We start from the raw sequence: 14509 nt of genomic DNA, 5'->3' as shown, positions 1-14509 counted from the left end.
CCACCTTGACACCCGGCCGCGTCACTTGGCCGGCCGCTCATTAACACCAGAGAAAGCCTTTCTCCTCTAGCATGGCGGCTGCAAGTTACAGTGACTTTGCGGGCATGAGGAACGCTTGGGCGCTGTAGGGGGACACTCTTTCACATAGGCGTTCAATGTCGTTTTTTGGCATTTCCGGAATGTATTATTCCGGCGAATCCCTTGGCGAGCACCGCATCGTGCTGGCCGAGGACTCCAACCTCTTCTCGTCGATGGTGTCGAAGCGGCTGAAAGAGCTGTTCGACATCGATGTCATCGTCTGCCGTGATTATGACGACCTGCAGTTTGCCGTCGAAAATGCGACATTTCCGGCGTCGCTCGCCATCTCCAACATCAACCTCCCGGGGGCGGAGAACGGCGAGGCGCTCAACTACCTGATCGATATGAGCGTGCCGACCATCGTCTTCACCGGCTCCTTCCAGGAATCGACGCGCGAGAAGATCCTCGCCAAGGAGATCGTCGATTACGTCATCAAGGACAGCGTCTTTGCCGTCGACATGCTGGCGGAATCCGTCTGCCGCTTCCTCACCAACCACAAGCATCACGTGCTGATCGTCGACGACAGCCCGACGGCGCGCGCGCTTTTGACGACGCAGCTCAAGCGCTACAACTTCCGCACCAGTTCGGCCGACAGCGGCGCAGCTGCGCTCGAACTTCTGAAGAACAACCCCGATATCGGCCTGGTCATCACCGACTACAACATGCCCGATATCGACGGCTTCGAGCTGACGCGGCGCATCCGCGGATCCTATGGGCCGCATCAGTTGCGCATCATCGGCGTATCGTCGTCCACCAACCGGCTGCTGTCGGCGCGCTTCCTGAAGGCGGGCGGCAACGACTTCGTCGTTCGTCCCTTCGTCAACGAGGAATTCTACTGCCGCGTCAACCAGAACCTGGACACGCTGACGAAAATCCGCACGCTCAGTGAAAAGGTTAGGGTTCCGGCGCAGGTTTCGGCCTGATACGAGAAATAATCCCCAAAATATTATGGCAAAGGGCGCGAACTCCCGCGCTCAGGTTGCTGCATTAACGAAATTGCAATCCGTTCGGGCTTCAATCCGCCGCAACAGGAGCGGGGAGCCCGGTCACGCCAGATCACGCCGGCCAAAGGGCCGGTGCGGTCAGTGGCGGGTTTATTCACATATTCGGAGCCAGCGTCACCCCTTGAGGGCAGCACGCCTGCGGCTCGAGAGGGGTTGCAGGGACGTGAGATTGCGCCGCACGCCGGGCCGGGTGAATTCTGTGCAAAAGCACAGCGACAAGCGCATGCTGCTTGTCGAAGATTCCCGGATGTTCGCGACGGCGCTGAAATACGGGCTCGAGTCCGTCCACGGCATCCGCGTCACTCATTGCAGCTCGCTGGCGGCGCTCAAGGAAACGCTGGAGCAGGCGCCGGAAAGCTTCTCGCTTGCGGTGCTCGATCTCAACCTGCCGGATGCGCCCAATTGCGAGGCGCTCGAATTCGTCCTCGACAATCAGGTGCCGGCCGTCGTCTTTACCGCGGCCTTCAACGACCATACGCGCGAAGAGATCCTGTCGCGCGGCGTGCTCGATTGCGTCATCAAGCACCAGCCGGAATCGATCAACCTTTTGATCGGCGCCGTCGACCGGGCGCTCACCAACGGCAAGACGACGGTGTTGCTTGCCGATTCCGATGCCGCCTCGCGTAGCGAACTCTCGGGCATCCTGAGAAGGCAGCGGATCGCCGTCTGCGAGGTCGCGTCCGCGGCCGACGCGCTGCAGGTGCTCGACAGCGGCGAGGCGGTCGATCTCGTCGTCACCGATCTCGATCTCGCCGACATGTCCGGTGCGGCACTTCTTGCCGAAGTGGAGCGCCGGCAGGGCGACGGCGCGCTGCCGGTGATCGGCCTTTCCGACAGCGGCGACCGGCGCGCCGGCGCCCGTTTCCTGGAGGCCGGCGGCACCGATTTCATCCAGAAACCGTTCCTCGAAGCGGAATTCAACGGCCGCATCGCCCAAACCGCCGGCGTGCAGAAGCGCCTGCAGACCCTGCAGCGGCAGGCGGCGAGCGACTATCTGACCGACCTCTACAACCGCCGCCATTTCTTCCTCGCCGGTCCGCGCCTGGTGGAACAGTGCCTGAGACGCGGCGAGCGGACCGCGATCGCGGTGCTCGACATCGACCATTTCAAGCGGCTCAACGACACCTACGGCCACGAGATCGGCGACATCGTGCTGAAGCATGTGGCCAAGCGGCTTTCGGCGCTGCTGGGGGAGGAACACCTGCTTGCCCGCCTGGGCGGCGAGGAGTTCGGCATTCTCTTCAACGGCTGCGACGTGCGGCGCGCCTTTGCCTTTTGCGATGCGCTGCGGCTGGAACTGGCGAAATCGCGGATCGTTGCCGACGACGAGGAACTGACGATCACCGTTTCGATCGGCCTTGCCACCATCGAGACGGCGGAAGCCTTCGAAAACTACCTGCACGCCGCCGACCAGTTTCTCTATATGGCGAAACATGCGGGCCGGAACCGGGTGATCTCGGAATTGGCGCTGCTCGACGCGCTGGCGTCCTAAGCCTGTCGCAGGCCCCGCCGTCCCGAAAAATCCACTGCCCAATCTGTCGGCTTGGAACGAAGTCGGACGTCCTTTGGTTACCCGCACATGATCAAGCGGGACGAAGAGGAGCCGACGGATGAAGAATGTTGTTTCAAATCTCTGGTTCGAGAAGGAGGCGCGCGAGGCGGTCGAATTCTACGTATCGCTCGTGCCCAATTCGGCGATCACCCGCATCGCCACATTGCCGGCCGAGAGCCCGAGCGGACCGCCCGACAGCGTCAAGATCATCGAGTTCACACTCGGCAAGCAGGAATTCCTGGCGCTCGAAGCCGGGCCGCTCGATCCGTTCAATCATTCCTTTTCGATCATGATCCAGTGTGACACCCAGGAGGAGATCGACCGGCTGTGGAATGCGATCCTCGAAAACGGCGGAGAACCCGAGCAATGCGGCTGGATCCGGGACCGCTGGGGCCTGTGCTGGCAGATCGCCCCGCGCGTGTTGGGCGACATGATCGCCCATTCCGACCGCGTGCGCGCCAAGCGTGCGGCGGAGGCCATGCTCGGCATGATCAAGCTCGACATCGCCGAACTGGAGCGGGCGTTTCACGGTCAGGTTTAGGAGCCGGGAGTGGCTGTTCCGACCGTCAGGACGGCGGGCGGGGCAGCCGCGTCACTTCCGTCCCTGCGGATAGATCGTTTCGCCGCGCTTCAGCATCTCGACGAAGGTCGCGATCTTCTTCTTGCGGCCGGCCTCCGTCTTCATATTGTGGGTGCGGAAGGCCAGCGCGAAGCGGTTCTGCTCGCTCAGTTTGGCGAGCATCGCCTTTGCCAGTGGCTCGGCGTCGATCGCCGCCTGCAGGTCGTCGGGAATCTTCAGGTCCTTGCCGCTGGCATAGGCGCGGTCCCAGCGTCCATCGGCCTTGGCGGCGTCCACCTGGCGCAGGCCATATTCCGTCACGCGGCCTTCCTTGATCAGCCGGGCGACATTATCGACGTTGATCTTGCTCCAGATGCTTTTCCTGCCGCGCGGCGAGTAACGTTGCAGGAAGCTCTTGTCGTCCAGCCCCTTGCGCACGCCGTCGATCCAACCCCAGCAAAGCACCACGTCGATCGCCTCCTTGGGCGTGATCGAGGGTAGGCCGGAGCTTACCTTGTGGATCTTGATCCAGACTTCGTCCTCGCTCTGGTGATGGGCGCCAAGCCAGTCGTAGAAGCTCTGGAAATCCTTGAACTCGTGGACCTTGGCGGGATCGATCTCAACCGGTGCCATGGGATGGCGTTGCTCCTGATGATGGCGTGTCTGGGTTCTCGTGCGCGGAGCGAAGGCGTCGACGGCTTGCCGGGTGATTCCCGCACGCAATCGACCTTCCTATCGAAATGGTGGGCGTGCAACCGGATCGGGTCGCCACACGCGACGAGTTGCCTCGAATGCAGGAGCAAGCAAAAGGCGGGCAGGGCTGCCCACCGCCACCTTCTCCATTCGTCATCCTCGGGCTTGACCCGAGGATCCATGCCGCACGGAGAGCTGGCGCCTGGATGCTCGGGTCAAGCCCGAGCATGACGGAAAGGGAGGCTCGCGGTCGGTCCCAAAACGAAAAGGGCGGATCTCTCCGCCCTTCAGCCTGTCTCTATCGGGCTGTTATCGCGCCATCTGCAGCGTCAGCTTGCGGTCCGCGCGTTCCTGCTGGGGCGAGCGGTTGTAGAGTTCGCGATAACACTTGGAGAAGTGCGAGGCGGAGACGAAGCCGCAGGCAACGGCCACTTCGACCACCGGCATCGATGACTGGATAAGCAGGTGCCGGGCACGGTCGAGGCGGATTTCCAGGTAGTAGCGGGCGGGCGAGCGGCCCATTTCCTGGCGGAACAGCCGCTCGATCTGGCGGCGCGAAAGATCTGCGCCCTCGGCGATTTCCAGAAGCGACAGCGGCTCGGCGAGGTTGGCTTCCATCAGTTCGATGATCGACAGCACCTTGGCGTTCTGCACGCCGAGGCGGGCGCGCAGCGGCAGGCGTTGGCGGTCATGCGGGCCGCGCACACGGTCGGTCAGCGCCTGCTCGCAGACGCGGTTGACGAGGTTCTCGCCGAAGTCCTGGTCGATCAGGTTCAGCATCATGTCGAGCGAGGCGGTGCCGCCGGCGCAGGTGTAGATGTTGCTGTCGATCTCGTAGAGGTCGGCATAGACTTCCGCCTGCGGAAAGCTCTCGGAAAAGCCCGGCAGGTTTTCCCAGTGGATGGCGCAGCGCTTGCCGGTCAACAGGCCCGCCGAGGCCAGCACATGGGCGCCCGTACAGAGACTGCCGACGGCGACGCCGCGGTTATAGACCTCGCGCAGCCAGGCATTGACCGACTTGTTGTTGAAATCTTCGACATAGATGCCGGAACAGACCAGCACCATCGACGGGCGGTTTTCGCCGCCGAGGAACTTGCGCTCGTCGGCCAGCGACGAGTTGACCTCGAGCGCGATGCCGCTGGAGGAGAGGACTTTTTCGCCGTCGGTCGAAGCGAGGCGCCAGGTATAGGCCTCGTAGCCGAGCATGCGGTTGGCGATGCGGAGCGTTTCGATCGCCGCCGAAAAGGGCAGCATGGAAAAGTTCGGCACCAGGAAGAAGACGAGAGAACGCTTTTTGGTCAGTGGCTTGTTCATGAGGCTTCCCATGCTTGGCGATGCGGGTATATTCGTCGCTTGGAAGATACTCTTCGGCTTGTCTATTTGCGACATTGACATGGAAAGCCGCGACCGCAAAGTGATTTCGCATTGCGACATCGGGCGGCAAAGGGCGGTTCCGTGGATCTTTCAGGCTTTTGTAAGGAAAGCGACAGTTTCTCCAGCACCGCTGACGTTATCTGACAAGAACTGCCAGAGATACGCAATAATTGCAAAGTGAGCGCAAAGGTTGTGTTTGCCGATTGCGACGTTTTCGATGCGGAAGCGAGGTGTCGGTATGAGGCAAGTCGCTCTCCGCTGGTCATGCGTTGGACTTGCTGCAACCACAACCCGGACCCGCGCCAGCGGATCGGCCGAAAATGCTCTCAGCCTGTCCTTGGGTCTCCAGCGGGCGGATCGAAAACAATTCGCCGACTTGGGATCCTCAGCTCTTCAATCATACCGGGTCCTGCATGGATGAAACAGGCACTGCTTGTATTAGTAAGTGTTAAATGGTAGTGATTTCTGTCGCATGCAATCACCGGTCGGTGGCACTGCCTTGGAGCACTTCACGGCTCGGTACCGCGTCTCGTCCGGAGGGTTGCTCCTGGCGTCTCTGAAACATTCGGGCGGGGGCATTGCCGGTATGGCGCAATCGAAAAATGTCCAGGTCTGGGCCAGCCGCGCTTTCATGGACTCAACACGGATCAAGGGGTTTACCGCTGATCCGCTGCCAACGGGCATGAGCCTCGGTCAGATGGCCAAATTGAACGAAGCGGGCGAGCGGATGTCCGCGGAGCATTTTCCGAAGGAGATCTTCGCCAAGTATCCGGACAAGAAGGAAAAGAAGCAGGCCGATCTCGTGCTTGCTGCAGGCGCGGTGGTGGTTTCGGCGGCCTGTGCCGATATCCTGCGGCAATTCGACCTCGGCCATTCCTCGCTCTATCCGATCAAGCTTCTCCAGCACGACCGCAAGACGCCGGTGGAGGGCGAGTATTTTTGTCTCAATATTGGCGAGCGCAAGGATGTTTTCCTGCCTGAATTGTCGCGGGGGGTCACGACCCTCGGCTCCGGGAAACTGCTCGTCCGATCCTATCTGCCTGATGATGACGTTGCCGTCAGCCCTGCCGCACTCGAGGGCCCCGACCTGTGGGTGAGTCCGCCCTTGATCGAAATATTTTTTCTGAGCGACCGCCTGACGCAGGCTTTGCGGGCAGCAAAAATGGGCAGGGTCTTTGGTTTCCGCGCCTGCCGCATCGTCGAAGCCGACTAGTCATCCGAGGGGCGGGTCTCTGGAAAGATATCGGTCAAAACAAGAAGGGCACCGCCTTCTTGGCGATGCCCTTCATGGGGATCAAGCATTTCGTCTCGCCCTTCGAGGGCAGCTGACGCCATCCTTCATTGTTCCGTCTTATGCACCGCGTCGTCGACCGACGGGAAGCCGATGTCCTTCAGCGTGTCATAGGACAGGTTTTCGAGCGCCCGTTCCTGGCGGTGACGCTTCCACGCCGCCCAGGCGCGGACGCGCAGGTTGAAGAGACCCGGAAGGGACGAGTGGGAGGATGCCCGTTCCGAGGCCGATGAAAAATGAGTGTTGGACATTTCATGGCTCCTTCTGAGTTTCTCAGCAGGTCGCGACCATGACGTTATCTATGGCGCAACCTGATCTATCATTCCAACGAATATGTTTGATGCTTTTCATCAAACATGGTGATCGATTAGCGGGTCTGCAAACATCACGTCGTCGCGGACCCTCTGGGGCAGTCTGGCCAGTTCGCGCTCGGTTTCCACCCGATTCCTGGCAATCTGCTTCCGGCGCCGGCGGCTCGCGATACCCTCGAGCACGGCGATCACGTGATTAAGGGCGGCAAGCACCATGTCCGTGCTACGTCGCTCTTGATATTCTGCCACCATCCGCAAGCCGGCGGTGTTACGCAGGGAACGGTTGGGCGTGGCGATGACAAGCTGGGCGGCGGACATGGGTTTCTCCTTCCTTCGTCGTCCTTGAGCTTGACTATCGGGCATCGGTGATATTCAATCAAACGAAATGAAGTGAACCAATCTTTCAGTTTTTCTGATCGAGGATGCCGCCATGAACATGATGATGCGCCACGCGCTTCCGCTTCTTGAAATGGACGTGCTGAAGACCTTCGTCGCCATTGCCGAGACCGGCAACTTCACCACCGCCGCCGAGACCGTTTACCGCACGCCGTCTGCCGTCTCGATGCAGATCAAGAAGCTCGAGGAGATGCTGAGTTGCACGCTCTTCCTGCGTGACGCCCGCTCGGTGACGCTGACGCCGAAGGGGGAAACGCTGCTCGGTTATGCCCGCCGGCTGCTGTCGCTCAACAATGAAACGGTTTCGCGCTTCCTGCTGCCGGACATGAATGGCGTCGTGCGCGTCGGTGCGCCCGAAGATGTCGGCGAGCGCATCCTGCCGGAGGTGCTGAAGCGTTTCGCAGAGTCCTATCCCAATGTGACGATCGACGTGTCGATCGGCATGAGCAACGCCATGCGCAAGAAGGTCGACGAGCATCGGCTCGACATCGCCATCTTCAACAGCCTGACCGAGGGAACCCCGAAAAACGGTGAAATCCTGATGCAGGAGAAGCTGGTCTGGGCCGGCGCCAAGTGCGGCAACGCCCATCTCAAGGATCCGCTGCCGGTCTCGATGTGGGAGGATGGCTGCGTCTGGCGCGCCGATGCGGTGGAGAAACTGTCGCGCGCGGGCCGCAAGTTCCGTATAGCCTTTCTCAGTGCCTATACGACCGGCCAGCGCGCCGCCGTCCTTGCCGGCCTCGCGATCGCGCCGCTGCCGCGCTATCTCGTCCAGGGCGAAATGGTGCAGCTCGGCGAGCGCGACGGCCTGCCGGATCTCGGCCACTACAATATCGGCCTGCAGGTGATCAATGATGCGCCGGCGCCGGTGCTGGCGGTGGCCGACCATGTGCGTGACGCCTTCGCCGAACTGCAGATGCAATAGGCCGCGCTCGTCATGCTCTTCGCCGTCGGCGCGGCTCGGGCAATATATGGGCCGCAGCCCCTGGCCGATGGCCTTGGCGATGACGGCGATCGGCGCCGTTCTGGTGGTGGTGACGATCGTGTTTGGCGGTTAGCCTTCGCGGCAGGGCCGCGCGCGACGCGATCGCAAGAGGCGTTCCAATTCATGCAATCTTCGCCGCCGATCCATGGCGAAAGGGGCAGGTTCCTGGTCTGCGTCCGGTGCCGCCTTATCGAAAGCGGATGCGATGCTCCAATCCATCGTCATCCATTGACGTCGGCATTTTTCTTCACAATAGGGTCAGCCGACGAATGTGGCGAGCCCCAGCCACGCAGCAGCAGGAGTGTAACAGTGAGCGAACCGACCGTAGCCGATGCAACAAACCGCATTTATGAATCGCTCCAGGCGGACAATGCCGACATCGACCTGCATATTGCGACCCTCAAGGCAGCGTTGACGCGAGAGGGTATGAAAGAAGCCGTGTTCGATCCGGCGAGGCTCGTGCAGAACAACCGTTCGGGCAGGAAGCTGATGCAGGCATACTTTCGCCAGCGCGGCGTGACGGTGAAATTCGCGGGTTCGTGAAACCTTCCGATGACGTCAAAGGCGGCCCAGCATGACGGCTGACCTGATTACCCTCGTTGAGGCCTGACAGCGAGCTTGGCCTTCGCACTCGAACTGAAGTGCCGCGTCCGCTGTCGCCTGCGACGGACCAGATGCGGTTGGCTAACCCGCCGGCGCGCCTGAAAGGCGAAGCGCCTGGCGGTCGAAGGCTTACGCCTTGATCGGTGCCTGGCGGATATGGATCTCGATCAGCCGCTTCAACTCGGGGAGGTCTCTCGCTTCCAGCGCATCGACCATCAAATGATGCTCGCGCGCCGATTGCTCGATGCGCGCCAGGCGCCGCGCATTCCGCCGAATGCGCGGCGCTTTTGCGTCAGAAGAACTTGACTTTCATAAGTCTGCCCTTATGATAAGTCATGACTTATGAAGGAAAAGTGCTCGCTGCGCTGGCGGATCCGACGCGAAGGGCGATCTTCGAGAAGCTTGCCAAGGGACGCTCCTCGGTCGCCGACGTCGCCCGATCCTTGCCGGTCTCGCAGCCGGCGATCTCGCAGCATCTGAAGGTGCTGAAGGAGGCGGGGCTGGTCAGCGACGAGCCGCTGGGCCAAAGGCGCATCTATTCGATCGATCCGGCCGGGCTCGGGCCGCTTCGGCAATGGCTGGACCGCTTCTGGGAGGATCAGCTTGCCGCCTTCAAGGCGCTGGCCGACAGCGACGAGGCTTCGGGAGCGGGGCCGAGGAAACCGGAGCGATAGGGCGGAAGCGATCGGCGCACGTCCGCCGACATCGGGAGCAATGGAGGAAAGGACATGCATAGGATCGAGCCGGCGCCGGTGGTGAAATCCGTAACCGTCAATGCGCCGCCGGAGCGCGCCTTCGAGATCTTCACGGCGCGCATGGGCGACTGGTGGCTGAAGACCCACAGCCTGACGGCGAGCGGCCAGAAAACGGTTGTCGTCGAGCCTGCCGACGGCGGGCGCTGGTATGAGATCGGCACCTCGGGCGAGGAGAAGGAATGGGGGCGGGTGCTCGCTTACGACCCGCCGAAGCGCATCCTCTTCGCCTGGCAGCTCAATGCCGATTGGACCTTCGATCCGGATTTCGAGACGGAGGTGGAGGTGACCTTCGAACCGACGGCGGAGGGCGGCACCACCGTGCGGCTCGAACACCGCGACCTCGCCAACTACGGCGCGAAGGCGGAGGTGGCCCGTGCGTCGCTCGATTCCGAAGGGGGCTGGGCAGGGCTGCTCGGGGCCTTCGCGGCGAAGGCGGCGTGAGGCTTCGGCCGGTTGGTTTTGGCACTGCCTCGAGGCAATTCGCGACCGAACTTGTTTCGGACACAATCGCTCCCTATATAGCCGCCATCGGCATTGCTGATGAGCGCTGAATTTTTCGCCGCTCGCAATTGCCGCGTCGCCTTAGACTTTTGACCACGGATGTACTGGCACTGGTGTGAGAGCGATGATGAGGAAGGTCGGTGCGGTTTCGCCCCGGCCTTTTTTGTTGGCCCCACTACGGAATGACAATCGTCATCTGGTCATGCGCTCCCACCGCTTTGAGGTTCGACACAGCGCCAAGCCGCGCACGTTCATCTGAGGTTCATGGCGGATTCCGGAAAATGGCCCGACGAAAAACAGTTGGATGATATCATGAAAAGAATAGGTGCAGTCCTCGTAGCCGCCGCTACGGCACTGTCGGCGGTCTCGGCTGAGGCCGTGCCCATGTCTCCCGTTTCGGTGGGGCAGTCAGCTTCCCAGCCGGTCGAGTTGGTCCACCACAAGCCCGGTCATTACGGCGGCCCGCCGCACAAGCGCGGCTACAACGGCTATCGTTACGATGCGGGCCCTCGATACGGCTATTACAATGGCTACCAGGGTTACCGTTACCGTCGCGACGGATACCGTCGGCACAGTGACGGATGGTGGTATCCTCTGGCCGCATTCGGGGCAGGCGTAGTCATCGGTGGCGCGATCGCGTCGCCACCCCGCAGGGTCTATTCCAACGCGCCGTCAGCGCATGTCGAATGGTGTTATGACCGCTATCGGTCGTACAGAGCCTACGACAACTCTTTCCAGCCGCATTATGGGCCGCGCCAGGAATGCGTGTCGCCGTATTACTGAGCCGCACGCCCAATTGACGGCGGCCACGGGTTCGAAGCCTTGACGGCCGTCGACGCGGCAAATCAAAGTGCTACAGCGACCTTTGCGCGTCTGATAAGACGCGCGGCGCTGTGGGACCACCTTCATCCGCCGTCAGTTTGCCCTTCGGCAGTGACGGCGATGGAAACATTTCGGGAAGGCATGGACATCGGCGGGCGCCGTCTCCTGACGTGGCCTTCCGATCAATCCGACGGCATGCTCCCACGAGGAGCGGGGCTGGAGCGAGCGTTGCGGCCAGCCGCTATTTCGTCGGCGTCGGCCGTACCAGCGTGACGACGCGCGGCTTCGAGGGCGCATCCAGCCATTCGATCCACTTGTCCCGTTCCTCGATCGTGTCGAAGAACCGCCAGAGCTTGTAGTCTTCCTCGGTGGTCTGCAGCATCTCGCCGATCGAGACGAGCTCCATCGGCAGTTCCACCTCGTTGCCGTCGAAGCGGATGAAATAGATGCCTTCGGCGGCGGGACGAATGACCTGCCCCGTGCCGTAGGTGCCATCGGGATCGTCGACGGTGAAGTACATGCCGGTCAGAGTGTCAAAAATCTTGTCGTTCATGGGTCTTGGGTGCCAGTTCAAAAGATACGGTTCATCAGACCGTCGCTTGCTGCCGGAATTAAGGCAAGCTGAAATCTCCAGTATCCACGTCTGGTGAAAGGTATGCGGCCCAGACGTCCGCCCCTCATCCCGCTGCCGCGACCTTCTCCCCGCAGGCGGGGAGAAGGGACGTGCCGTGCCCGCCCGTCCGTCTGATCCGTTTGCGATTGCCGCCATTTCTCGACAACAGCCGTCGGATCGCAAGCGTGCCACGGTCTCGTTCCCTCTCCCCGCCTGCGGGGAGGGTTAGTCCTCGGGTTGAACCCGAGGAGAGGGGCGGATGCTCTGCGCTATCTTAGGCGCTGCTCCCCGAACACCGACCTACTCGCGGCTGCGTCTCCGCCTGCGCCCGCCGCCTTCGCCATCGTCGGCATTCACCTTGCGCTCCGGCAAAGTCACCACCGTCGAAAGCTTCGGGAAGGCGTCGACCTTGTTCGGCAGTGCCATGGCGTTGACGAAATGCTCCTGAAACTTTGATTCAAGCGCCGTCTCTATCTTCTCGATTCTGCTGACGGTTTGCTCGATCTCGCGGCGGTGGCCGCGGTTCAAGAGCGCCATCAGCGCGCCGGTGCCGGCGGCGTTGCCGACGGCCTTTACCTCGTCGAGGTCGCAGTCCGGGATCAGGCCCAGCACCATCGCGTATTTCGGGTCGATGAAGGAGCCGAAGGCACCGGCGAAGCGGATGGTGTCGACGTGATCGATGCCCTGTTTCTCCATGAGCAGCTTGATGCCGGCGTAGAGTGCCGCCTTGGCGAGCTGGATGGCGCGGATGTCGTTCTGCGTCACCGTGATGCGCGGCTCGCCGTCATGCAGCAGGTAGGAGAAGGTGCGCCCGTTCTCGATGATGCGCGGGCTTTTCGCAGCCATGGCGCCATCGACGACGCCGTCCTGCGAGATGATGCCGGAGAGATACATCTCGGCGACGATCTCGATGATCGCCGAGCCGCAGATGCCGGTGACGCCGATGCTGGCGGCAGCCTCGGCAAAGCCTTCCTCGTCCGACCACTTGTCGACGCCGATCACGCGGAACCGCGGCTCCAGCGTTACGGGGTCGATGCGCACGCGCTCGATCGCGCCCGGTGCGGCGCGCTGGCCCGAGGAGATTTCCGCACCCTCGAAGGCGGGGCCCGTGGGCGAGGAGGCGGCGACGACGCGGTTCCTGTTGCCGAGCACGATTTCGGCATTGGTGCCGACATCGACGAGCAGCATCATCTTGTCCTGGCGGTAGGGGCCTTCGGAAAGCGTCGCACCGGCCGCGTCGGCGCCGACATGGCCGGCGATGCAGGGGAGCATATAGAGCCGGGCGCCGCGGTTTACGTCGATCTCGAGCTCATGCGCCCAATATTGCAGCGCGCCGGAGACGGCGAGCGCGAAGGGTGCCTGGCCGAGTTCCGTCGGGTCGATGCCGAGGAACAGGTGGTGCATGATCGGGTTGGCGACGAAGACCATGTCGAGAATGTCGTGACGGTCGACCTCGCCCTCGGCGCAGACCTTGCCGATGAGGCCGTTGACCGCCTCGCGCACGGCCTTGGTCATCGCCTCGCGCCCATCCGGGTTCATCATCACGTAGGAGACGCGGCTCATCAGGTCTTCGCCGAAGCGGATCTGCGGGTTGGAGGCGCCCGAGGAGGCGGCGATGCGGCCCGAAAGCAGCGATACGAGATGCATGGCGATCGTCGTCGAGCCGATGTCGCAGGCCACTCCATAGGCCTCGTTCTTCAGGCCCGGCCAGAGGCCGACGATGAAGGGGCGGGAACTATCCATGTCGCGGTGGATGGCGGCGGTGACGGCCCAGTTGCCCTTGCGCAGGATGGTCTGCACCTGCGGAATCAGGTGCGGTGCGATCAGGAGATCCTTCCAGCCCCAGTCCTTCTCCAGCATCACCTTCAGCCGGTCGAGGTCGCCGAGCGGCTTGTGCATGTCGGGTTCGTCCACCTCGACATAGCAGAGCTGGACGGCGGCATTGCGCTCGATCACCCGGTCGGTCGCGGCCTTGCGCACGACCTGGGCGTTGATGACGGTGTCCTGCGGCACGTCGACGACGAGGTCGCCGAGGATCTGGGCGGAGCAGGAGAGGCGGCGGCCATCCGGAAGGCCGCGGATCTTCTCGTAACGCTCTTCCTTGGCGCCCTTTTCCGAAATGTGCTCCAGCGAGGAGACGATCTTGTGCTTGGCGAAATTGCCTTCCTGCACCTCGATCTGACAGCGCCCGCAGGTGGCGCGCCCACCACAGACGCTCTCGACATAGACGCCGAGCTTGCGCGCGGCATCGAGAACCGGCGTACCAACCGGGAAGCGGCCGCGCTTGCCCGAAGGCATGAACAGCACCAGAGGTTCCTTTTGCGCGGCTTCGGTCATGTTGGTCTCGATCTCGGAAGTGCCTTCGATGCGCATGCTTTCAGGTCTTTCGTCAGGTCCGCTCTTTCCAGAGTGAAGCACCGGTAGGGTGATTCATCTCGCGAGCGAAGCATGGGTAAACGGTTTCAGACTGCACCGGAACGCCGCCCGATAGTTGTCCAATCCCGACATGGAACGATCTCAAAGCATCATTTCAAGTGGTGGTGACGATGAAGGGTAAATTGCTCACGGCTTCTTGCGCGACAGACGCCGGGCGTTGCTGCGCACCCGTTTGCCATAGGGCCTCAGCGCCGCGGATGCAATCGCCGTTCCGTGGCCGGAGGCCGTGCCGCCGGTCATCAGCCGCATGGTGTTGTCGAAGGCGGCTTTCCAGAGTGCGACATTGACGGCGACGACGCTCTCGGCCGCCGCCGCGATCTTCTCGGAGATCATGCGGTGAAGCTCGGTCACATCCTGCGACTTGCCCGTCAGCGCCGCCATCTGCATCTCCTGCAGCCGAACGGCGATGACGAAGGGCGCTTCAAACCAGAGCGTTGCGGCATCGAAGCGAAGGCGGCGTGTCATGGTGATCCCCACTTTGCGTTGGCAGATGGAAGCGGTGAAGTGCACTGCTACCGTGTCCCGCCCAGCCTATG

The 14509-nt window shown here is 62.1% G+C and carries 17 protein-coding genes; 10 read left to right on the top strand and 7 right to left on the bottom strand.

The annotated features are described in order from the left end of the window. The first annotated feature begins 155 nt into the window (after positions 1 to 155). The 3 genes from QM996_RS08975 (at position 156) to QM996_RS08965 (ending at position 3175) form a co-directional block, all read left to right on the top strand. Positions 156 to 1001: a response regulator gene (locus tag QM996_RS08975; RefSeq protein WP_247960151.1), complete on the top strand. Its 846-nt coding sequence runs from the start codon at positions 156 to 158 to the stop codon at positions 999 to 1001. Positions 1002 to 1281: 280 nt separating this feature from the next. After that, positions 1282 to 2574: a diguanylate cyclase gene (locus QM996_RS08970; protein WP_500270122.1), complete on the top strand. Its 1293-nt coding sequence runs from the start codon at positions 1282 to 1284 to the stop codon at positions 2572 to 2574. 118 nt (positions 2575 to 2692) lie between these two features. After that, positions 2693 to 3175 carry a VOC family protein gene (locus tag QM996_RS08965; protein ID WP_500270121.1) on the top strand — a complete coding sequence of 161 codons (483 nt, stop codon included), beginning with the start codon at positions 2693 to 2695 and terminating at the stop codon, positions 3173 to 3175. A gap of 51 nt (positions 3176 to 3226) precedes the next feature. On the opposite strand, the gene QM996_RS08960 is transcribed toward QM996_RS08965, so the two are convergent. Together QM996_RS08960 and QM996_RS08955 are read right to left on the bottom strand one after the other, a co-directional pair. Further along, complete coding sequence (locus QM996_RS08960) at positions 3227 to 3826, bottom strand: YdeI/OmpD-associated family protein (RefSeq protein WP_500270120.1); 600 nt, start codon at positions 3824 to 3826, stop codon at positions 3227 to 3229. Positions 3827 to 4195: 369 nt separating this feature from the next. Next, on the bottom strand, positions 4196 to 5200 hold the full coding sequence (locus tag QM996_RS08955) for a GlxA family transcriptional regulator (RefSeq protein ID WP_429807409.1): 1005 nt from the start codon (positions 5198 to 5200) through the stop codon (positions 4196 to 4198). A 10-nt stretch (positions 5201 to 5210) separates the two neighbouring features. Here QM996_RS08955 and QM996_RS08950 point away from each other — a divergent pair, with 10 nt between their 5' ends. Further along, positions 5211 to 5441: a hypothetical protein gene (locus tag QM996_RS08950; protein ID WP_500270119.1), complete on the top strand. Its 231-nt coding sequence runs from the start codon at positions 5211 to 5213 to the stop codon at positions 5439 to 5441. Positions 5442 to 5957: 516 nt separating this feature from the next. After that, positions 5958 to 6473, top strand: coding sequence for an imm11 family protein (locus QM996_RS08945; RefSeq protein ID WP_500270118.1), 516 nt, complete (start codon positions 5958 to 5960; stop codon positions 6471 to 6473). A gap of 125 nt (positions 6474 to 6598) precedes the next feature. On the opposite strand, the gene QM996_RS08940 is transcribed toward QM996_RS08945, so the two are convergent. Both QM996_RS08940 and QM996_RS08935 read right to left on the bottom strand, forming a co-directional pair. Beyond that, positions 6599 to 6802: a hypothetical protein gene (locus QM996_RS08940; protein ID WP_173516870.1), complete on the bottom strand. Its 204-nt coding sequence runs from the start codon at positions 6800 to 6802 to the stop codon at positions 6599 to 6601. A 99-nt stretch (positions 6803 to 6901) separates the two neighbouring features. Next, complete coding sequence (locus tag QM996_RS08935) at positions 6902 to 7180, bottom strand: hypothetical protein (RefSeq protein WP_500270117.1); 279 nt, start codon at positions 7178 to 7180, stop codon at positions 6902 to 6904. Positions 7181 to 7292: 112 nt separating this feature from the next. On the opposite strand from QM996_RS08935, the gene QM996_RS08930 reads away from it, so the two are divergent. From QM996_RS08930 to QM996_RS08910, 5 genes are all read left to right on the top strand, one after another. Then, positions 7293 to 8183 (top strand): LysR substrate-binding domain-containing protein, encoded by an 891-nt coding sequence (locus tag QM996_RS08930; protein ID WP_173516868.1) that lies wholly within the window; start codon positions 7293 to 7295, stop codon positions 8181 to 8183. Between the two features lie 369 nt (positions 8184 to 8552). Beyond that, positions 8553 to 8786 carry a hypothetical protein gene (locus tag QM996_RS08925; RefSeq protein WP_500270116.1) on the top strand — a complete coding sequence of 78 codons (234 nt, stop codon included), beginning with the start codon at positions 8553 to 8555 and terminating at the stop codon, positions 8784 to 8786. 395 nt (positions 8787 to 9181) lie between these two features. Further along, complete coding sequence (locus tag QM996_RS08920; protein WP_500270115.1) at positions 9182 to 9520, top strand: ArsR/SmtB family transcription factor; 339 nt, start codon at positions 9182 to 9184, stop codon at positions 9518 to 9520. A gap of 54 nt (positions 9521 to 9574) precedes the next feature. Further along, a complete protein-coding gene (locus QM996_RS08915; RefSeq protein WP_500270114.1) occupies positions 9575 to 10042 on the top strand; it encodes an SRPBCC family protein in 468 nt (155 codons plus the stop codon). Positions 10043 to 10414: 372 nt separating this feature from the next. Next, positions 10415 to 10885 carry a BA14K family protein gene (locus QM996_RS08910; RefSeq protein WP_500270113.1) on the top strand — a complete coding sequence of 157 codons (471 nt, stop codon included), beginning with the start codon at positions 10415 to 10417 and terminating at the stop codon, positions 10883 to 10885. A 280-nt stretch (positions 10886 to 11165) separates the two neighbouring features. On the opposite strand, the gene QM996_RS08905 is transcribed toward QM996_RS08910, so the two are convergent. From QM996_RS08905 to QM996_RS08895, 3 genes are all read right to left on the bottom strand, one after another. Next, entirely contained in the window at positions 11166 to 11477 is a 312-nt protein-coding gene (locus QM996_RS08905) for a hypothetical protein (protein WP_429807457.1), read from the bottom strand. Positions 11478 to 11837: 360 nt separating this feature from the next. After that, positions 11838 to 13910, bottom strand: coding sequence for an ASKHA domain-containing protein (locus QM996_RS08900; RefSeq protein ID WP_500270112.1), 2073 nt, complete (start codon positions 13908 to 13910; stop codon positions 11838 to 11840). A 189-nt stretch (positions 13911 to 14099) separates the two neighbouring features. Then, positions 14100 to 14438: a hypothetical protein gene (locus tag QM996_RS08895; protein ID WP_500270111.1), complete on the bottom strand. Its 339-nt coding sequence runs from the start codon at positions 14436 to 14438 to the stop codon at positions 14100 to 14102. Positions 14439 to 14509 lie beyond the last annotated feature (71 nt).

This window comes from Sinorhizobium chiapasense (assembly GCF_045277575.1).
GTDB lineage: Bacteria > Pseudomonadota > Alphaproteobacteria > Rhizobiales > Rhizobiaceae > Ensifer > Ensifer chiapasense_A.
Note: the sequence above shows the minus strand (reverse complement) of the source record. Positions and strands in the feature narration are given on the sequence as shown.